Source organism: Mesorhizobium sp. CAU 1741, assembly GCF_039839275.1.
Taxonomy (GTDB): domain Bacteria; phylum Pseudomonadota; class Alphaproteobacteria; order Rhizobiales; family Rhizobiaceae; genus Aerobium.
On sequence record NZ_JBDOQP010000003.1, the window covers coordinates 226595 to 246444 of the forward strand.

Consider the following 19850-nt stretch of genomic DNA (forward strand, 5'->3'; position numbering starts at 1 on the left):
TCGAGGCAGCAGGAAGGTCGGGCAAGCCCCGACCTTTCGCGTTTCCGGCGATGACTGCCGGGATTGGACGCGATGGCGCGCAGTGCTACACACGGCGAGTTCCAGCCGCCGAACCGTCGGATTCCCATGAGCCAGAGACGTTGCCTTTCGATCATCCTCGCCGCCGGTGAAGGCACGCGCATGAAGAGTGCGCTGCCCAAAGTGCTGCACCCCCTGGCCGGCCTCCCGCTGGTGGCGCATGCGGTAAACGCGGCCCGCAATGGCGGCGACGTCGACGTGGCGCTCGTCGTCGGGCATGGCGGCGAAGCGGTGCGCCACGCGGTGCTTCCCTTCGCGCCCGAGGCGGAGGTGTTCATCCAGGAGCAGCGCCTCGGCACGGCGCATGCCGTGCTGGCGGCACGCGAAAAGATCGCACGTGGATACGACGACATCCTGGTGATGTTCGGCGATACGCCGCTGGTGGAAACCGAGGCGCTCGATGCGCTGCGTGCCGGTATCGCCGGCGGCGCCGCCGTTGCGGTGATGGGTTTTCGCGCCCCCGACCCGACCGGCTATGGCAGGCTGATCGAGAAGGACGGCGCGCTGGTGGCGATCCGCGAGGAGCGCGAGGCGAGCGCGGTAGAACGCCGGATCGATTTCTGCAATGGCGGGATCATGGCGATCGCCGGGGACCGCACGCTGGCGCTGCTGGATGCCGTCGGCAACGCCAATGCGAAGGGCGAGTTCTACCTTACTGACATCGTCGAAATCGCCACGTCGCAGGGGCTGAATGTGGTCGCCACGACGGCACCTTATGAAAGCGTTCTGGGCATCAACACACGCGTGGAACTGGCGGAGGCCGAGGCGATCTGGCAGCGGCGGCGGCGGCGCGCGCTGATGCTCGCAGGCGTGAGCATGACCGCGCCGGATACGGTCCAGCTCTGCCACGACACGCAGATCGCGCAGGACGTGACGATCGAGCCCAACGTTGTCTTCGGCCCGGGCGTGCGTGTCGCCTCGGGGGCCCGCATCCGTGCCTTCTCGCATCTGGAGGGCGCGAGCGTCGCGGAAAATGCGGAGATCGGTCCCTATGCACGGCTGCGTCCCGGCAGCCAGATCGGCGAGAGCGCCAAGGTCGGCAATTTCTGCGAGGTCAAGAACGCGGTGGTCGATAGCGGCGCCAAGGTGAACCATCTCTCCTATATCGGCGACGCGCATATCGGGGCGAAGGCCAATATCGGCGCGGGAACGATCACCTGCAACTATGACGGCTTCCTCAAGCACCACACAGAGATCGGCGCCGGCGCCTTCATCGGCTCCAATTCGTCGCTCGTCGCCCCGGTGACCATCCACGATGGCGGCTATGTCGCCTCCGGCAGCGTCATCACGCGCGACGTGCCGGCCGACGCGCTCGCCTTCGGCCGCGCCAGGCAGGAAAACAAGGAAGGGCTCGGCAAGACGCTGCGCGACAAGCTGGCGGCGGAGAAGGCCGCAAAGGCCCGCAAATAGCCGGTAACGGAATCATCAGGGCTCGATGATAGGCAAGAGCCAAGAGGCTGCCGCCCGCGGACATCAACTGAAACCATAAGTGACTTTCGCGGCGGACGGCCCATCACTAACAATCCGCCTGCCTTCTTGGGCGGAAACGGGAAAGGTGGCTTGGGATGTGCGGAATTGTCGGGATCGTCGGGCAGGCACCCGTCGCGCCGCTGATCGTCGATGCGCTGAAGCGGCTCGAATATCGCGGGTACGACTCGGCCGGCGTCGCCACCATCGCGGCGGGCAAGCTCGGGCGCAGGCGCGCCGAAGGCAAACTCATCAACCTCGAACGCCGCCTGCAGGACGAGCCGCTGGATGGCACGATCGGCATCGGCCATACACGCTGGGCCACGCATGGCGTGCCCAACGAGACCAACGCGCACCCGCATTTCTCCAAGGACGTGGCGATCGTCCATAACGGCATCATCGAGAATTTCGCCGAACTGCGCACCGGCCTGATCGCCGACGGTTACGAATTCGCCTCGCAGACCGATACGGAGGTCGTGGCGCATCTGGTATCGCGGGAGCTCGCCAAGGGCCTCGGCCCGGTGGAGGCCGCGCATGCCGCCCTGCGGCAACTCGAGGGCGCGTTTGCGCTCGCCATCATGTACCGCGGCGACGAGGACATGATCATCGGGGCGCGCAACGGACCACCGCTGGCGGTAGGGCACGGCGAAGGCGAGATGTATCTCGGCTCCGATGCGATCGCGCTGTCACCTTTCACCAACGCCATCACCTATCTGGAGGACGGCGACTGGGCGGTAGTGCGGCGCGGCAGCCTCGAAATCTTCGATATAGACGGCAACAGAGTGGAGCGCCGGCGACAGCAGTCGGTGGGCACCAGCTATCTCGTCGACAAGGGCAACTACCGCCACTTCATGGAGAAGGAGATCCATGAGCAGCCGGAGGTGGTCTCGCAGACGCTGGCGCATTACCTCGACTTCGCCAATGGCGTGGCGCGGCGCGGCGACACCCCTTTCGACTTCGCCAAGATCGACCGGCTGGCGGTCGCGGCCTGCGGCACCGCCTATCTGGCCGGCCTGGTGGGCAAATACTGGTTCGAGCGCTATGCACGGCTTCCGGTCGACATCGACGTCGCCTCGGAGTTCCGCTACCGCGAGATGCCGCTGACCAGGGACAGCGCGGCGCTGTTCATCTCGCAGTCCGGCGAAACGGCCGACACGCTGGCATCGCTGCGCTATTGCCGCCAGGCAGGCGCGCCGATCGGCGCCATCGTCAACGTGCGCGAGTCGACCATCGCGCGTGAATCGGACGGCATCTTCCCGACGCTTGCGGGCCCGGAGATCGGCGTCGCCTCGACCAAGGCCTTCACCTGCCAGCTTGCGGTGCTCGCCTCGCTGGCGGTGCGCGCGGCGGCCGAGCGCGGCCATATCGACGCGGCGCGCGAGCGGGTGCTGGTGCGCGAACTGTCCGAGGCACCGAAATACATCAACCAGGCGCTCAAGCTGGCGCCGCAGATCGAGAAGCTGGCCCGCGAACTGTCGCAGGTGAAGCATGTGCTCTATCTCGGACGCGACACCAACTACCCGCTCGCGCTGGAAGGGGCGCTCAAGCTCAAGGAAATCTCCTACATCCATGCCGAAGGCTATGCCGCCGGCGAGCTCAAGCACGGGCCGATCGCCCTGATAGACGAGCAGATGCCGGTGATCGTCATCGCCCCGCATGACCGCATCTTCGAGAAGACGGTGTCCAACATGCAGGAAGTCGCCGCACGCGGCGGCAAGATCATCCTGATCACCGATGCCAGAGGCGCGGCGCAATCGAGCGTCGACACACTCGACACGATCGTCGTTCCCGACGTGCCGGAGATCATCTCGCCGATCGTCCATGCATTGCCGATGCAGATGCTGGCCTACTATACGGCCGTGTTCATGGGCACGGATGTCGACCAGCCGCGCAACCTGGCGAAGTCCGTCACCGTCGAATAGGACCAGACCGACGCGGCTCGCCTGCCGCATCGCTCGACGCTTCTACAGCGCTGGAAACAAGAAAAAAGCCGGGTCCAGGACCCGGCTTTTCGACGAAATAGGCATTTTCGGGGGGAAAAGCTGCCTAATTGACCGCGTCCTTGAGGCCCTTGCCGGCCGAGAATTTCGGCACGTTGCGGGCCGGAATCTGCACTTCCGCACCAGTCTGCGGATTGCGGCCGGTGGAAGCCTCGCGCTTGGAAACCGAGAAGTTTCCGAAGCCGACGAGGCGCACGTCGCCGCCCTTCTTCAGTTCGTCGGTGATCGCCGAGAACACCGCATCGACTGCGGACTGGGCGTCACCCTTGGAGAGTTTGGCGGACTCCGCCACGGCGGAAACGAGTTCATTCTTGTTCATTAAGAATTCCTTCCCTGTGAATGACCGGTCAATCGACTCAACCGGCAGGAAGCGCAGTCTAGAAAATCAACCGGCGGCAACCAAGCGAGAAACCACTTCGAAGCTCGGTTTTTCCCGGTTTTCTGCGGGTTTGCGGCAAAAAAGGCCGGGTGTTTCCACCCGGCCTTCCCTGATACGGCTTACTGATCGGCCAGTTAGTGCGCGAGGGTCGCCGAACCGGCTTCCTCTGCCTTGGCGGCAGCCGGCTCCACCGGCTCCACCCACTCGATGGCCTCGGGCATGCGCACCAGCGCATGCTGCAAGACTTCGCCGACGCGCGACACAGGAACGATTTCCAGTTCGCTCTTCACGTTCTCCGGAATGTCGACCAGATCCTTGGCGTTCTCTTCCGGTATCAGCACCTTCTTGATGCCGCCGCGCAGTGCCGCGAGCAGCTTCTCCTTCAGGCCGCCGATCGGCAGGACGCGGCCGCGCAGCGTGATCTCGCCGGTCATGGCGATGTCCTTGCGCACCGGAATGCCGGTCAGCACGGAGACGATCGCCGTGGCCATGGCGGTACCGGCCGACGGACCGTCCTTCGGCGTCGCGCCTTCCGGCACGTGGACGTGGATGTCCCGCTTGTCGAACAGCGGCGGCTCGATGCCGAAGTCGATGGCGCGGGAGCGGACGTAGGACGCCGCAGCCGAGATCGACTCCTTCATCACGTCGCGCAGGTTGCCGGTGACCGTCATCTTGCCCTTGCCGGGCATCATGACGCCTTCGATCGTCAGCAACTCGCCGCCGACCTCGGTCCAGGCAAGCCCGGTCACGACGCCAACCTGATCCTCGCCGTCGATCTGCCCGTAACGGAAGCGCGGCACCCCGAGATAGTCGGAGACGTTCTCATCCGTCACCCTGACCGACTTCTTGTCGGTACGCAGGATCTCCGTCACCGCCTTGCGGCCAAGCTTCATCAGCTCGCGCTCGAGGTTCCGGACGCCGGCCTCACGCGTGTAAAGCTGGATCACAGCCCGCAGCGCCTCGTCGGTGACCGAGAACTCCTTCGGCTGGAGGGCATGGTCGCGGATTGCCTTGGGCAGCAGATGCCGCTTGGCGATCTCGACCTTCTCGTCCTCTGTGTAGCCCGCGATACGGATGATCTCCATGCGGTCCATCAACGCCGGCGGAATGTTGAGCGTGTTCGCCGTGGTGACGAACATCACGCTCGACAAATCGTATTCCACCTCGAGATAGTGGTCCATGAACGTCGAGTTCTGTTCCGGATCGAGCACCTCGAGCAGCGCAGATGACGGATCGCCGCGATAATCCTGGCCGAGCTTGTCGATCTCGTCGAGCAGGAACAGCGGGTTCGACTTCTTCGCCTTCTTCATCGACTGGATGACCTTGCCGGGCATCGAACCGATATAGGTACGGCGGTGGCCACGGATTTCGGCCTCGTCACGCACGCCGCCAAGCGCCATGCGGATGTATTCGCGGCCGGTTGCCTTGGCGATCGACTTGGCGAGCGAGGTCTTGCCGACGCCGGGAGGTCCGACGAGGCAGAGGATCGGGCCCTTGAGCTTCTTCTGACGGCTCTGGACGGCCAGATATTCGACGATGCGCTCCTTGACCTTGTCGAGGCCGAAGTGATCGGTATCGAGCACGTTCTGGGAGAAGTCGAGGTCCTTCTTGACCTTGGACGGCTTCTGCCACGGGATGGAAAGCAGCCAGTCGAGGTAGTTGCGCACGACGGTGGCCTCGGCCGACATCGGCGACATCGAACGCAGCTTCTTGAGCTCGGCATCCGCCTTCTCGCGGGCCTCCTTCGTCAGCTTCGTCTTCTTGATGCGCTCCTCGATCTCGGATGCCTCGTCGCGACCATCCTCGCCCTCGCCGAGCTCCTTCTGGATCGCCTTCATCTGCTCGTTGAGGTAGTACTCGCGCTGGGTCTTCTCCATCTGGCGCTTGACGCGCGAGCGGATGCGCTTTTCGACCTGAAGCACCGAAATCTCGGCTTCCATGAAGCCCATGGCCTTTTCGAGCCGCTCCTTGACGGAGAGCGTGGCCAGCATCTCCTGCTTCTCGCCGATCTTGATGGCAAGGTGCGAGGCGACGGTGTCGGCGAGCTTGGAATAGTCTTCGATCTGACTCGCGGCCCCAACGACCTCGGGCGAAATCTTCTTGTTGAGCTTCACGTAGTTCTCGAAGTCGGCGACGACCGAGCGCGACAGCGCCTCGATCTCGACTTCCTCTTCCTCGGGCTCCGCGAGCGTGTCGGCATGAGCCTCGTGAAAGTCTTCACGCGGTGTGAACGTGCTGATCTTTGCACGCGAGGTGCCTTCCACGAGCACCTTGACGGTGCCGTCGGGAAGCTTGAGGAGCTGCAGGACGTTGGCCAGCGTGCCGACCTCGTAGATGGCGTCGGCGGCCGGATCGTCATCCGCAGCGTTCTTCTGGGTCGCAAGCAGGATCTGCTTGTCGGCGCCCATCACGTCTTCCAGAGCCTTGATCGACTTTTCGCGGCCGACGAAAAGCGGCACGATCATGTGGGGGAACACGACGATATCGCGCAGCGGGAGGACTGCGAACACGCCTGAGCCGGAAGACCGGGGTGAATTGGTCATTATCCAACCTTTCTTTTCGTGGCCGCAGCAAGGCCAGCCACGAATCTCATATTAGCGACCACCGTTTGATCCGCCTACCTTGAACATTACTCTTTCAGGGTTTTAGCACGGTATCCAAGCGGCCCGATGATTGCTTAGTTGGCGTTGCGACGCACAAAGATCAAGAGCGCGGCCGCACCGCATTCTGGGCCATGACAAACGGTGCCGTCATCCGCCCGTTACCTGCCGCGCCTATCCGGCAATTGCAACCCACTTCAGAACCGGCAGCTGCCATGATTGTGACCGATCGCCTGATCCTCCACCCCTGGCAAGAGCGCCACCGCTCAGCCTTCATCCTGATGCATGCCGATGGCGAGGTCATGGCAGACCAGGGCGGACCTCTTGCGGCACCCGAGGGCAGCGCGAAATTCGACCGCTACCGCGCGGCGCTGGACGAGCACGGCACGTCGCGATGGGCCGTCGAGACGCCGGCAGGCCTCTTCATCGGCTACGCAGGCGTGATGCCGCGCCCGGACGAATACCATCCCCTCGGTCCGCATTTCGAGATCGGCTGGCGGTTCCGGCGCGAAGCCTGGGGCAAGGGTCACGCCACCGAAGCGGCCCGGGCAGCGCTCGACCATGCACGATCGGTCGTTCGCATTACCGATATCGTCTCGTATACCGGCGCGGACAACCTGCGTTCGCAGGCGGTCATGGCGAGACTGGGCTTCAGGCGCGAGGCTTCGCGCGATTTCATGCAACGATTGCCTGATGGGACGAGCTGGCATGGCCTCGTCTGGGAAGTGCCGACTCACTGACAGGCAGATATGCGAACGGCGCCCAAAGGCGCCGTCGCTATTCCTTGCCGGCAGAACGAAGCGCTCACGCGCTCGCCGCGCTGCCCTTTTCCTTCTCGCGCTCGGCATAGATGTAGAGCGGCCGGGCATTGCCGGACACGACCTCGTCGGAGATGACGACTTCCTGCACGCCTTCCAGCGCCGGCAGTTCGAACATCGTGTCGAGCAGGATCGATTCCATGATCGAACGCAGGCCACGCGCGCCGGTCTTGCGCTCGATCGCCCTCTTGGCGATCGCCAGAAGCGCGCTTTCATGGAATGTCAGCTCGACATTCTCCATCTCGAACAGGCGCTGGTACTGCTTGACCAGCGCGTTCTTTGGCTCGGTCAGGATCTGGATCAGCGCGGGCTCGTCGAGATCCTCGAGCGTCGCAAGAACCGGCAGACGGCCGACGAATTCGGGGATGAGGCCGAACTTCAAAAGATCCTCGGGCTCGACCTGACGGAACAGATCGCCGGTACGGCGATCCTCGGGAGACGAGACGGTCGCGCCGAAGCCGATCGAGGTCTTGCGGCCGCGGTCGGAGATGATCTTGTCGAGGCCGGCAAACGCGCCACCGCAGATGAACAGGATGTTGGCGGTGTCCACCTGCAGGAATTCCTGCTGCGGATGCTTGCGGCCACCCTGCGGCGGCACGGAAGCGACAGTGCCTTCCATGATCTTCAGAAGTGCCTGCTGCACGCCCTCGCCCGACACGTCACGGGTGATCGACGGATTGTCGGACTTGCGCGAAATCTTGTCGATCTCGTCGATGTAGACGATGCCGCGCTGGGCGCGGTCGACATTGTAGTCGGCGGCCTGGAGCAGCTTCAGGATGATGTTCTCGACATCCTCGCCAACATAGCCGGCTTCCGTCAGCGTCGTGGCGTCCGCCATGGTGAACGGCACGTCGATGATGCGCGCGAGCGTCTGGGCGAGCAACGTCTTGCCGCAGCCGGTAGGGCCGATCAGCAGGATGTTCGACTTCGCCAGCTCGACGTCGTTGTTCTTGCCGGAATGAGCAAGACGCTTGTAATGGTTGTGGACCGCCACCGACAGCACGCGCTTGGCGTAGGGCTGCCCGATGACGTAGTCGTCGAGCACGGCGAGGATTTCCTGCGGGGTGGGAACACCCTCGCGGGACTTCACCATCGAGGACTTGTTCTCCTCGCGGATGATATCCATGCACAGCTCGACGCATTCATCGCAGATGAAGACGGTCGGACCTGCGATCAGCTTGCGCACCTCATGCTGGCTCTTGCCGCAGAAGGAGCAATACAGCGTGTTCTTCGAATCACCGCCACCGTTGCTGACCTTGCTCATGCTCTCAAAACCCTTTCGGCCCTGTCCCGGCCACGACACAGTTCGTGGCTCGAAGACATAAAACTATGGCGGGGACGCGCCCCTGCCAATGCCAATGGCTCAATTGAAGCCGTTTCGTACTGAACACTAACCGAAAACGGCAACGGCGGTTCGCGAATCCCCATGCAAAGCTAAGCCGCCGAAACTCAACAGAGGCTTAACGTAGGGCTTCCCATCTGCCGAGGGAACAGCAAAATGTGACGGAAATGGCGCAGTCCGCCTCAAAATTGCGTCAGTTGACGGTTGGTTCCTGCGCCTCACGCAGACTCGGTGCCCTCGACAGCGTCACGCGACGAGATCACCTTGTCGATCAGGCCGAACTCCAGCGCCTGTTCCGGCGACATGAAGCGGTCGCGCTCCAGGGCGGAATGGATGGTTTCGTAGTCCTGTCCGGTGTGCTTGACGTAGATCTCGTTGAGGCGGCGCTTCAATGCTTCCGTCCACTGGGCGTGAATGAGGATATCCGTCGCCTGGCCCTGATAGCCGCCTGACGGCTGATGGAGCATGATGGACGCGTTGGGCGTCGTGAAGCGCATGTCCTTGGCGCCGGCGCACAAAAGCAGCGAGCCGGCAGACATCGCCTGGCCGACACACAGGGTCGACACGGGCGGCTTGATGAACTGCATGGTGTCATACATCGCCAGGCCGGAGGTAACCACGCCGCCGGGCGAGTTGATGTACATGCTGATTTCCTTCTTCGGGTTTTCGGCCTCGAGGAAGAGAAGCTGGGCGCAGACGAGGGAGGCCATGCCATCCTCGATCGGACCCGTGATGAAGATGATGCGTTCCTTGAGGAGCCGCGAGAAGATGTCGTAGGCACGTTCGCCGCGATTGGTCTGTTCGACGACCATCGGCACGAGATTCATGTAAGTTTCGATGGGGTCTTTCATCGGAGCGCCTTTCAGGATGGGGATTCACGTGCCGGGCGGCCAGAATCGCAATTCGGTATCTGTCGTTAGATAGGATGCCGACTTCCGCTTGCGCAAGAGCGATGGGCGAGCAGGGTAAACATCGGTGATTCGGCGGCGGGCATCGACGAGATCAGGCGACCTCCGCGCGCAGCCAACGTTGCAGCCCCTCGACGTCGCCGTCACGGACCGCCTGGGCCACACGACGGCCCACCGCTGCGCCAAACTTGTAGCCATGACCGGAACAGGCCGAGACGACCAGGCAGCGGCCGCGCCGGGTGCCGAAGAACCGCTCGTCATCTGTGAAGGTATAGGCACAGGTGCTGACCTGGCTGACGGCATATTCGCCGACACGGGCGATCGGCGGAGAAAACAGATCGCGGATCGCCTCGCCCTCCCCCGGCCTCGCAACGCGGTCGGAATCGGCATCGACATTGAACGTCTTGTGCAGGCCCGATCCGAATTTCAGCCCGCCATCGCCGGAATGCGGCACGATATAGCCGTCGGTGTCGCCACCGACATTGAGGATGACGGGCGCGGTCTCCCAGGCGCCCTTTAGATCGGCTGGCGGCTCGAGATAGACGACGGCGGTGCGATGGGTCTTCAGGTCGGACGACAGATCGGGAAACAGCTTCGTTACCCACGCGCCGGCGGTGACGACGATGCTGTCGGCCTGAAGCGTCTCACCGTCCGACAGGACCACCGCGCCGGCCTCGCAATCGACGGAGGCCACCCGTGCATCCTCGCGCACGTCGGCGTCGTTGGCGCGCAGCCATTCAGCCATGCCGGTGGCGATGCGCCGGCAGTGCAGCGCGCCGCCCTCCGGCGAAAAGAATGCATAGCGGAAGGTGCCCTCTTCGAGGAACGGCCAGCGAGCGGCAGCCTCCCCGGGAGACAGGAGTTCGTAGGGCCAACCGCCATTCTCGAGCCCCTCGAGATAGCCTTCGGCGTCGTCGCCTTCCCGGCGCGAGAGGCAGAGGAAGCCGCGCGCATCGTAATGGCTCTGGCCGAGATCGACCCACAGATCGTCCCAGGCCCGATAAGCCTCCGTGATTGCTGCGCCGTAGCCGGTGTCGGCTCCGTAGGCGCGGCGAATGATTCGGTGGTGGTCGCCCGACGCAGCGAGCGGATTGGGGATGGTGCTCTGTTCCAGCAGGGTCACCTCGTAGCCCAGCCTCGTGAGGGCCCACGCGGTCGAAAGACCCGCAATCCCTGCGCCCACAACAATCGTCTTCATATTAGCCGTCCCCCTCGAAACGGTTCCGGTCCGCATACCGGTAAGCGCAAACATACGGACTGGAACGCCAGACGCAAGTCGAGCTATTGGAGCAGGCATGGAAACGCTGCCCTACCTGACGCTCGACAGAGCCACGCGCAGGCTGACGCTCGACCCCCACGAGCCGGCCTTCGTCCAGAATTCGTACGCGGCCTATGAAGTGCTGCACGCGACGTGTCCCGTATTCTTCTGGGAGCAATTCGGGATGTGGTGCATGGCCGGCTTCGAAGACGTCAACAGGACGCTGCGCGACCGGCGGTTCGGCCGCGAACGGCCCGGCGGATACATGGCGTCCGTGCGTGCAAAGGGCGATCGAAGCCATCTCATGGACTTCGACCGCGCGGAAGCCGGTTCGATGCTCGAACTTGAACCTCCGGTGCATACGCGGCTTCGGGCGCTGGTCAACCGCGCCTTCGTCTCACGGCAGGTGGAAAAGCTGCGGCCACGCGCGGAAGCGCTCGCGCACGCGCTGATCGACGGCTTCGAGGCGGATCGTCGTGCCGACCTGATCCCTGCTTTCGCCACTCCGATCCCGGCGACGATCATCGCCGAGATGATGGGCGTGCCGGCGGAGACCGGACCCCAGCTCGTCGCATGGTCGAACGACATGGTGCGCATGTACATGCATGCGCCGACCCGGGCGGTCGAGGAGCAGGCCAACGCGTCGGCCAGGGCGTTTTCGGAATTCATCAGCTTTCACGCCGACGAACGCCGCAGGGCTCCCGGTGATGACCTGCTGAGCGTGCTGATCGCGGCGCGCGAGGACGGAGAGAAATTGTCAGAGGACGAACTCGTCTCCTCGGCGATCCTGCTTCTCAATGCCGGACACGAGGCGACGGTGCACCAGACCGGCAATGCCGTGCGAACCATACTGGAGCAAGGAGGCGATCCGAGCCGGTTCTTCGCCTCCGACGAGATGACCGCCTCGACGGTGGAGGAGTGCCTGCGTTTCGACGCGCCACTGCACATGTTCACGCGCCACGCCTACGAAGCCGTCGAGATCGCGCCGGGCGTGGTCCTGCAACCCGGCGAGCAGGTCGCACTGCTGCTTGGCGCCGCCAACACCGATCCCGCAGCCTTCGACGCTCCCCTGACTTTCCTGCCCGGGCGCGAGGACCAGAAGACCGTCACGTTCGGCGCGGGCATTCATTTCTGCATCGGCGCGCCGCTGGCGAGGCTCGAGTTGCAGGCGGCGCTGAAAGTGCTGTTTGCGCGCCTGCCCGGCCTGCGGCTCGCCGAAGAGCCGCGATATCGCGACATCTACCATTTCCACGGGCTGGAGAGGCTGATGGTGGAGTGGTGAACCCGGCAGCCCGCGTCACAAACGGATCACGTATTCCTTGCGAGTCGTTTCAATGACTTCCCAGGTTCCCTTGAAGCCGGGTCGCAGGACGAAGCTGTCGCCGGCGCGCACCGTCCGAGCCTCGCCGCCATCCTCGGTCAGGACTGACAGGCCTTCCAGAATGTGGCAGAACTCCCACTCGTCATAGACGATGCGCCATTTGCCGGGCGTCGCCTCCCAGACGCCGGCATAGAGGCCGCCTTCGGCCTCATCGACGTTCCAGGTGCGGAAATGCGGATCGCCGGAGATCAGCCGGTCGGGGGCCGGTGCCCCCTCCTCCGGCTCGATCCCCTCAACCGAGATCGTGACGAACGCCATCTCAGGCTTTCGCCAGCGCCTGCTCCAGATCGGCGATGATGTCGGCGACATCCTCAATGCCGACCGACAGGCGGATGACGTCGGGGCCGGCGCCGGCTGCCGTCTTCTGCTCGTCGGAAAGCTGCCGGTGGGTGGTCGAGGCGGGATGAATGATCAGCGACTTGGTGTCGCCGATATTCGCCAGGTGCGAGAACAGATCGACGCCCTCCACCACCTTGACGCCGGCGTCGAAGCCGCCCTTGAGGCCGAAGGTGAAGACGGCGCCAGCGCCGGCCGGCGCGTATTTCTGCTGCAGCGCGTGGTTGGGATCGTCGGCAAGGCCGGGATAGGACACCCAGGCGACCTTGTCGTGGCCCTTGAGCCACTCGGCGACCTTGAGAGCGTTGTCGCAGTGGCGCTGCATACGCAGCGGCAGCGTTTCCAGACCGGTCGCGATGAGGAAGGCGTTGAAGGGGGAGATCGAAGGACCGAAATCGCGCAAGCCAAGCACGCGGCAGGCGATCGCAAAGGCGAAATTGCCGAAGGTCTCGTGCAGCACCATGCCGGCATATTCGGGCCGTGGCTCCGAAAGCATCGGGTAGTTGCCCGACTTCGACCAGTCGAAAGTACCGCCATCGACGATGATGCCGCCCATCGAATTGCCGTGGCCGCCGATGAACTTGGTCATCGAGTGGACGACGATGTCGGCGCCGTATTCGGTCGGCCGCAGCAGATAGGGGCTCGCCATCGTGTTGTCGACGATCAGCGGCAGGCCGTGCCGCTGGGCGATCTCGGCGATCTTCTCGATGTCGACGAAGGTGCCGCCGGGGTTTGCAAGGCTCTCGATGAAGATCGCGCGCGTGCGCTCGTCAATGCGCGCCTCGAAGCTCGGGATGTCCTCGGTGTCGCCCCAGCGGACCTCCCAGCCGAAGTTCTTGAAGGCATGGCCGAACTGGTTGATCGAGCCGCCATAGAGCTTGCGCGCGGCGATGAAATTGTCGCCCGGCTGCATCAGCGTGTGGAAGACGAGAAGCTGCGCCGCATGGCCGGAGGCGGCAGCGACGGCGGCCGTGCCGCCTTCGAGTGCGGCCACCCTCTCCTCGAGCACCGCCTGGGTCGGGTTCATGATGCGGGTATAGATGTTGCCGAATGCCTTGAGCCCGAACAGCGAGGCGGCGTGGTCGGCATCGTCGAAGACATAGGCCGTCGTCTGGTAGATCGGCGTGGCGCGCGCGCCGGTGGCCGGGTCGGGCTGGGCGCCTGCGTGAATGGCGAGCGTGTTGAAGCCGGGCGTGCGCTGGGACATCGTCTTTTCCTCCTGAAGGGTCCTGTCTTGGCCGCATTGATCGCAAAGCGCGGCGCCAAAGGCAAAGCGCAATTTTGCCTTTGGCGGCAAGAAACGACCCGACGGTCGGGCCGTCCATGCAAAAAAGAGAAAATCGTGCCTGCCGGCTAGCGCTGCCGGATGCCGAAGCTCTGGAAACCGCCGCGCATGACCGGCTTCTTCGACGAGATCACGCGGCTGTTGACGCCGTTCCAGCCGATCTCGCCGGCAAGGCGGGCATATTCGATCTTGGGGCAGCGGTTCATGACGACCTGAATGCCCTCGGCTTCGGCGCGCGCCGCCGCTTCGTCGTGGCGCACGGTAAGCTGCATCCAGATGACCTTCGGCAACGGATCGAGCGCCAGAACGTCGTCGACGATGGCGGGCACGGCGGCCGAAGCGCGGAAGACGTCCACCATGTCGATCGGTTCCGGTACATCCGCCAGCCGCGCATAGGTCATGCGGCCGAGGATTTCCTTGCCGGCATGACCCGGATTGATCGGGAAGACGGTATAGCCCTTGTCGATCAGATATTTGGTCACGAAGAAGGAAGGCCGCACGTCGTTGGCCGATGCGCCGACGATGGCGACGGTCTTCACCGCGTGGAGGATGCCGGAGATATAGCCGTTGTCGTAGTCATCGTGGTTCATGTTGGCAGCGATATACGCCCCTGCGCGTCGATGGGGAAGTCGGGATTCCAAGCAACTTCCCAAAGATTGCCTTCCGTGTCCTCGAAATATCCCTGAACGCCACCCCAGAAGGCCTGCTGCGCGCCTTTCAGCAGCCGGCCGCCGGCCTTCTCGGCTGCGGCGAGGATTTCCGATACTTCTTCAGGCGCGCGTGTGTTGTAGGCAAGCGCCACACCGGAGAAATCGGCCGCCACTTCGCCAGTGAATCCGTGCTCGCCGGTCCTCACCATTTCGGCCGCCTGCGCCGTCCTGGGCCGGTATTCCTTGCCGACGTCACGCGCCAGTTCCTCGCGCGGCCACAGGGCAAGAATCAGGCCGCCCATCTGGAAGAATGCGACACCGTCGGTGAACTTGCTGTGCCGCTCAAGCCCCAGCGCCTCGTAGAAAGCGGCGGCTCGCTCGAGATCGTCGACGCCCAATGTGATGACGGAGATGCGGGGCTCCATGGTGACGTGCTCCTTTGACTGCCGTGCTCATCCGGCATGGCGCGAGCGATGGCAACGCTGACGTCGACGTGCCCGCCAGTCAAGCCATGTCCACAAGGTGATGACGGGACCGACAGAACAACAACCAGAACCACTATCGCGCGATCTATATTAGACACCACTACCATGCATCATCCCGCAGCGCGGTATATAGTTCGATTGCTTGCCATCGATACGGCTATGTCTTAGGCTGCACCGGGCTTATGCGGAGGGGTATCATGGGCAATACAAAAGTCCGCTATGGATGGTTCATACGCGACCAGGCGGCTGTGGTTCAGGGGTCCAGCATCGGGCCGGGATGGCTCAAGGGGCGCTCGCGCAGCGGTCCTCTGATCAGCGGGACACGCAACCTGATCGGCATGGACATCGTCTTCTACGGCTCCGGCAAGCACGCGCTCGGAGCGATCGTGGCCAAGATGGCCAGCCTGACGAATGTTAAGGTCCATTCCGGCATCTATCCGGGCATGACGATGGAGAAGTTCGTCGAATCCGAATATGGCGGCGGAATGGACGAAGTGAAGGTGACGGCGACGCGCGCCGACATCTGCCGCGGTTCATACGGTGTCTACGTCTTCAAGGACGACAAGAGCGCGTATCATTTCAATTCGCTTGTCTCGCATCTGGTGATGCAATCGGTCGGCTTCGCCCCGTCGGGAGGCGGAGTGGGGACGATGTTCCTGGAAACGTTCGGTGCGGGACAGACGGCATACGAGAAGGCCAAGTCCTTCGTCCCACAATCCTCGGATCTTCAAGCGGCGATGAAAGCCGACAAGGTTTTCGTTGTCCTGACCTCAAGAATGCTGAGCGACCGAACGCCGATCGCCACGCACACGCATACCCATTCGATGCCCACACTGGCGAAGGACATCTCCAAGGCCGTGATGGGGGGTTAGGAACACGAGACGCTCAGTCGCCGGTCCATTCCGGCTGGCGCTTTTCGATGAACGCGCCGATGCCTTCCTCGGCGTCTCGCGCCAGCATGTTCTCGACCATTACCTTGCTGGCATATTCGTAGGCATCCGACAGTTCCATCTCGGCCTGCCGATAGAACGCTTCCTTGCCGATCTTCAGCGTCAATGGTGATTTGGAAACAATGGTCTGGGCGTATTTCGAAACAATCTGATTCAGGTACTCGCGCGGCACGACGCGGTTGACCAGCCCGAACTCGCGGGCCGTCGGCGCGTCGATCGCCTCGCCCGTCAGCAGCATCTCCATGGCGTGCTTGCGCGAGACGTTGCGCGACATGGCAACCATCGGCGTGGAGCAGAACAGTCCGATGTTGACGCCGGGGGTGGCGAAGCTCGACTGGTCGCTGACGATTGCGAGATCGCAGCTCGCGACCAGTTGGCAGCCGGCCGCAGTCGCGATCCCGTCCACCTCGGCAATCACCGGCTTCGGCAGTCCCACAATGGACTGCATGAGCCGTGAGCAGGCCGTCATCGTCTGCGCGAAGAAGGCCCTGCCCCGATCGGGATCGCCACGACGGGCGGACAGTTCCTTGAGGTCATGGCCGGCGCAGAAGACCTTGCCGGCAGCCGCCAGCACCACCACGCGGACATCGGCGTCGTCACGGGCGCGATCAAGCGCGGACTGCAGGGACGCCATGGTCGCGAGCGAAAGCGCGTTGGCGGGTGGATTGGCCAAGGTGAGACGCAACACGCCGTCAGCGAAAGCCGTCATGACAGGCGAATCGTCGGGCTGGTCAGCCTTCAAGGCAAGGGTCTCGGCCATGGGTCCTCCCGGTTGCGCCGCGCGCGAATGGCTGTTTGAGGCAAAACTAGCATGGGCCGGCTTGAAGAAAAGCTGCGAAATCGCCAAAGTCGCCCTTACGTTTACGCAAACGGAAGCCTGGGGAGGAGCCGAAGCATGAAAGAACTGACGCCGGTGATGTCAGCCGACGAGGTCAACGGGTTCCTCAAGCAGGTCTATCCGCAGCTCAACGACGATTTCGCAGACTACCTCGCCACCGACGTTTTTCCCGGCGGCTGCACCGTTCGTCTCAATGCCGGAGAGCGGCATCTGCGTCCGGGAAACACGGTGTCTGGGCCGTCGCTTTTCACGCTGGCCGACATCGGCGGCTATGTCTGCGTGCTCAGCCATGCCGGCCCAGACGCGTTGTCGGTGACCACCAACCTCAACATCAACTTCATGCGCAAGGCGGAAGCCGGGCCGATCGACGGCCACTGCCGGATCCTCAAGCTCGGGCGCAGCCTGATGGTGTTCGACATCTCGATGACCGCTGGCGACGACAAGCATGTCGTGGCGCATGCCACGGGCACCTATTCGATACCGCCGAAGCGGCCATAGGTCAGATTTCTTCTTCCGAAGGGATATCCTGCTCAGGCGGCGCATCGCGCTTCTTTCTGCGGGTGCGCGGGGCGCGACCGGGGGAAGGCACGGACGCCTTCGCACCAGTGGTCTCCGGGGCATCCACCCCGTCCTCGCCGATGATTGCCGTACCGGTATCCAGCAACCTGACCGGTGCGGCGGGTGCCATGCCTTTCTTGTCTTCGCCGAAGTAGAGCGTCACGTGAGGGAACGGAATCTCGATACCCGCGGCGTCGAAGCGTTTCTTCACGATGCCATTATAGGTACGGCCGATGCCCCATTGCTGGCCCGGCAGTGTCTTTATCCGGACGCGGACATTGACGCTGGAATCGGCGAACGCGGTGATGCCATGAACTTCGAGGTCGCCGATGATGTTGGCTGCGTTTTCGGGAACGCCTCGAAGCTCCTCGAAGGCCAGCTTGAGCACCTCGATGACCTCGTCGACATCCTCGCGATAGGCGATGCCGTATTCGCCGACGTGGTATCCGAAGCCGCGCATGAAGTTGGATACCGTGTCGACCGAGGAGAACGGGATGAGATGGTAGGTGCCGGACAGGTCGCGCAGGCCGACCGAGCGCACCGTCAGCCGTTCGACGACGCCGGTGATGCCGGCGGCCGTCACCACGTCGCCGGTGTAGATGGCATTCTCGAGCTGGATGAAGACGCCGGTGATGACGTCCTGGACCAGCTTCTGCGCGCCGAAACCGATGGCAAGGCCAAGCACGCCGGCCCCGGCCAGCAGCGGTCCTATGTCGAGGCCGAGCTCAGACAGGGTGATCATGAGCGCCATGACGACAAGCGCAATCGTAAAGGCGTTGCGGAAGATCGTCAGGAGCGTGCGTTCACGCGCGCTTGAGGCGACCGTGGCATCGTCTCCTCCAAGGTTCAGCCGGTACTCGATCCAGGACGAGACGAGCAGCCAGATGACGAATGTCGCTCCCAGGATCAGGATCACCGTCACCAGTGTGCCCACGAATGCCAGGCCCCGATCGGAGCCGACCCAGTCGAACAGGTCGAAGACGTTCCATGCGTCGAGCACCAGCGCGGCCACGATTACCGCGATGACAATGCGCGCCACCTTGAGAGTGGTGGGGACGAAGGCGTTCAGCCGCTCTTCCAGCATCGGGAACTGGGTCCGCATCTGCGGCTTCAGCCGGACGCCGAACCGTATCGCCTTGTCGATCACGGCAGACAGGAGCATGCCTGCGGCCAGGGCGACAACGGTCTGCAGCGTTGCGGCGATCATGAAGGAGATGGCGGTCTCCGGCTGTACCAGCAGCAGGATCGCCAGGACGGCGAAATAGGCGATCGCGATCAGGTGCCAGACGCGCGCCAGGGTGCCGAGCAGCAGCCGCGCGAAGCCGATGTTGCTGCGCTCGGCCATCGCCTGCAAGCGCTGCTTGACCGGCCGGCGGTTCTGCCTGATCACGATGACGGCCATAAGAAGGCCGATCGCATGGATCAGCGCCGCCAGCACGCCGCCCACGGCGGCGCCCAAATTGAAGCTGACGATCGGCACGACCACCATGAGGCCATAGCCGAGGAAGCTGGCGGCCCGGGAGAGCCAGGTGTACCAATAGGCGGCATCCTCGCCACGGATGGGCAAAAGGCGCAGGCCGTCATATCGCGTGGCGAAGAACAGGCGTATCGCCACCTTGATGATCTCGATGACGAGGAAGGCGTTCAGAAACAGCGCCTGACGGGTATCCATGCGACCGCCCTCGCCCATGACGAACAGAGCGACGAGGTAGCCCACCACCCAGCCGACGACCACGATCGCCAGGTCGAGGATGCTGCAACCGAGCGCCGCGATGATGCGCTTGAGCCAGACGCGCGGACCCGATGCCCCGGTGACCCAGTCGGACGCCCGGCGGTAGACCATCGTCGCGGCCAGCCTGAGGATCAGCAGCGTGGCGATGACCCCGACCACCACGACCGCAAGGTCAAGTGCCGCCTGCCCCAGCTCGCGCACACCATCGGACGACACCGCCCGCATCTCCAATCCGGCGATGCGATCGTAGGCTTCGCCGATTTCCGCCACGAAGCCTTCAGCGAGCGCATTGGTGATGCCCGCGATGCGGCGTGCAACCGACACTTCCTCGGCGACCGGTGGCACCGGCGCGTCGACCGCTCCTGAAAGACGCCGCAGCTCTTCGATCAGCACGCTTCGTGTCTGATCGTTCTCGAGTATGTCCGCCAAGGCCTCGTAGTCCGAGCCCGCCGCCGGGGCCTCAGACTGGTCCTGCGACTGCTGTTGGGGTACCAGGGATTGCGCCATCGCTGCAGGAAACGGCGCGCAACTGATGATGACGAGCAGCGCGAGCAGGCGGGTCAGGACGAGGGGCAAAAGCATTTCCTTCGCAGATGATCGACAGGGCGACCAGTGCGAGGATAGGGATGAGGTCCGGCATTTCAACACGCGCGCGGCAATCCGACACCGTGCGGGAGCGCCGACCCGATTGAAGTATCATGCGGTAAAATCTTACCACACCTTCTATCTTTCTGTTTTCGTTTGCCTTTTTTCTCCGCGCCTCACAATCGCCTACTTGACCACCT

17 protein-coding genes are annotated in these 19850 nt (G+C 63.5%); 6 read left to right on the forward strand and 11 right to left on the reverse strand.

All coding sequences use genetic code 11. From position 1 onward, the window contains the following. Positions 1-126: 126 nt before the first annotated feature. The gene (gene glmU / locus AAFN84_RS14775; protein ID WP_347515367.1) at positions 127-1488 is read left to right on the forward strand and encodes a bifunctional UDP-N-acetylglucosamine diphosphorylase/glucosamine-1-phosphate N-acetyltransferase GlmU; all 1362 of its coding nucleotides are present in this window, start codon (positions 127-129) and stop codon (positions 1486-1488) included. 155 nt (positions 1489-1643) lie between these two features. After that, the gene (glmS, locus tag AAFN84_RS14780) at positions 1644-3467 is read left to right on the forward strand and encodes a glutamine--fructose-6-phosphate transaminase (isomerizing) (protein ID WP_347515368.1); all 1824 of its coding nucleotides are present in this window, start codon (positions 1644-1646) and stop codon (positions 3465-3467) included. A gap of 124 nt (positions 3468-3591) precedes the next feature. Here the strand turns inward: glmS and hupB are convergent, their stop codons facing one another. Further along, positions 3592-3864 (reverse strand): DNA-binding protein HupB, encoded by a 273-nt coding sequence (gene hupB / locus AAFN84_RS14785; RefSeq protein ID WP_347515369.1) that lies wholly within the window; start codon positions 3862-3864, stop codon positions 3592-3594. 194 nt (positions 3865-4058) lie between these two features. Continuing rightward, positions 4059-6467: an endopeptidase La gene (gene lon / locus AAFN84_RS14790; RefSeq protein WP_347515370.1), complete on the reverse strand. Its 2409-nt coding sequence runs from the start codon at positions 6465-6467 to the stop codon at positions 4059-4061. A gap of 272 nt (positions 6468-6739) precedes the next feature. Here lon and AAFN84_RS14795 point away from each other — a divergent pair, with 272 nt between their 5' ends. Continuing rightward, positions 6740-7264 carry a GNAT family N-acetyltransferase gene (locus tag AAFN84_RS14795; RefSeq protein WP_347515371.1) on the forward strand — a complete coding sequence of 175 codons (525 nt, stop codon included), beginning with the start codon at positions 6740-6742 and terminating at the stop codon, positions 7262-7264. 64 nt (positions 7265-7328) lie between these two features. On the opposite strand, the gene clpX is transcribed toward AAFN84_RS14795, so the two are convergent. From clpX to AAFN84_RS14810, 3 genes are all read right to left on the reverse strand, one after another. After that, on the reverse strand, positions 7329-8606 hold the full coding sequence (clpX, locus tag AAFN84_RS14800) for an ATP-dependent Clp protease ATP-binding subunit ClpX (RefSeq protein WP_347515372.1): 1278 nt from the start codon (positions 8604-8606) through the stop codon (positions 7329-7331). Positions 8607-8902: 296 nt separating this feature from the next. After that, the gene (locus AAFN84_RS14805; RefSeq protein WP_347515373.1) at positions 8903-9535 is read right to left on the reverse strand and encodes an ATP-dependent Clp protease proteolytic subunit; all 633 of its coding nucleotides are present in this window, start codon (positions 9533-9535) and stop codon (positions 8903-8905) included. Positions 9536-9686: 151 nt separating this feature from the next. Further along, positions 9687-10790 (reverse strand): FAD-dependent oxidoreductase, encoded by a 1104-nt coding sequence (locus tag AAFN84_RS14810; protein ID WP_347515374.1) that lies wholly within the window; start codon positions 10788-10790, stop codon positions 9687-9689. 97 nt (positions 10791-10887) lie between these two features. On the opposite strand from AAFN84_RS14810, the gene AAFN84_RS14815 reads away from it, so the two are divergent. Next, positions 10888-12132, forward strand: coding sequence for a cytochrome P450 (locus tag AAFN84_RS14815; protein WP_347515375.1), 1245 nt, complete (start codon positions 10888-10890; stop codon positions 12130-12132). A gap of 15 nt (positions 12133-12147) precedes the next feature. On the opposite strand, the gene AAFN84_RS14820 is transcribed toward AAFN84_RS14815, so the two are convergent. The 4 genes from AAFN84_RS14820 to AAFN84_RS14835 all read right to left on the reverse strand — a co-directional run bounded on the left by AAFN84_RS14820 (position 12148) and on the right by AAFN84_RS14835 (position 14927). Beyond that, positions 12148-12489, reverse strand: a complete 342-nt coding sequence (locus tag AAFN84_RS14820) for a cupin domain-containing protein (protein WP_347515376.1) — start codon at positions 12487-12489, stop codon at positions 12148-12150. 1 nt (position 12490) lies between these two features. Then, positions 12491-13774 (reverse strand): O-acetylhomoserine aminocarboxypropyltransferase, encoded by a 1284-nt coding sequence (locus tag AAFN84_RS14825; RefSeq protein ID WP_347515377.1) that lies wholly within the window; start codon positions 13772-13774, stop codon positions 12491-12493. A 146-nt stretch (positions 13775-13920) separates the two neighbouring features. After that, the gene (locus AAFN84_RS14830) at positions 13921-14442 is read right to left on the reverse strand and encodes a CoA-binding protein (protein ID WP_347515378.1); all 522 of its coding nucleotides are present in this window, start codon (positions 14440-14442) and stop codon (positions 13921-13923) included. After that, a complete protein-coding gene (locus AAFN84_RS14835) occupies positions 14439-14927 on the reverse strand; it encodes a VOC family protein (protein WP_347515379.1) in 489 nt (162 codons plus the stop codon). Before AAFN84_RS14835 ends, AAFN84_RS14830 begins: the two co-directional genes overlap by 4 nt. A 257-nt stretch (positions 14928-15184) precedes the next feature. On the opposite strand from AAFN84_RS14835, the gene AAFN84_RS14840 reads away from it, so the two are divergent. After that, positions 15185-15859, forward strand: a complete 675-nt coding sequence (locus AAFN84_RS14840; RefSeq protein WP_347515380.1) for a hypothetical protein — start codon at positions 15185-15187, stop codon at positions 15857-15859. A 13-nt stretch (positions 15860-15872) separates the two neighbouring features. Here the strand turns inward: AAFN84_RS14840 and AAFN84_RS14845 are convergent, their stop codons facing one another. After that, on the reverse strand, positions 15873-16697 hold the full coding sequence (locus AAFN84_RS14845) for an enoyl-CoA hydratase (protein WP_347515381.1): 825 nt from the start codon (positions 16695-16697) through the stop codon (positions 15873-15875). A 135-nt stretch (positions 16698-16832) separates the two neighbouring features. Here AAFN84_RS14845 and AAFN84_RS14850 point away from each other — a divergent pair, with 135 nt between their 5' ends. Beyond that, the gene (locus tag AAFN84_RS14850) at positions 16833-17273 is read left to right on the forward strand and encodes a PaaI family thioesterase (RefSeq protein WP_347515382.1); all 441 of its coding nucleotides are present in this window, start codon (positions 16833-16835) and stop codon (positions 17271-17273) included. A 1-nt stretch (position 17274) separates the two neighbouring features. Here AAFN84_RS14850 and AAFN84_RS14855 read toward each other — a convergent pair whose 3' ends face one another. Beyond that, positions 17275-19641 carry a mechanosensitive ion channel domain-containing protein gene (locus tag AAFN84_RS14855; RefSeq protein WP_347515383.1) on the reverse strand — a complete coding sequence of 789 codons (2367 nt, stop codon included), beginning with the start codon at positions 19639-19641 and terminating at the stop codon, positions 17275-17277. Positions 19642-19850: the final 209 nt, after the last annotated feature.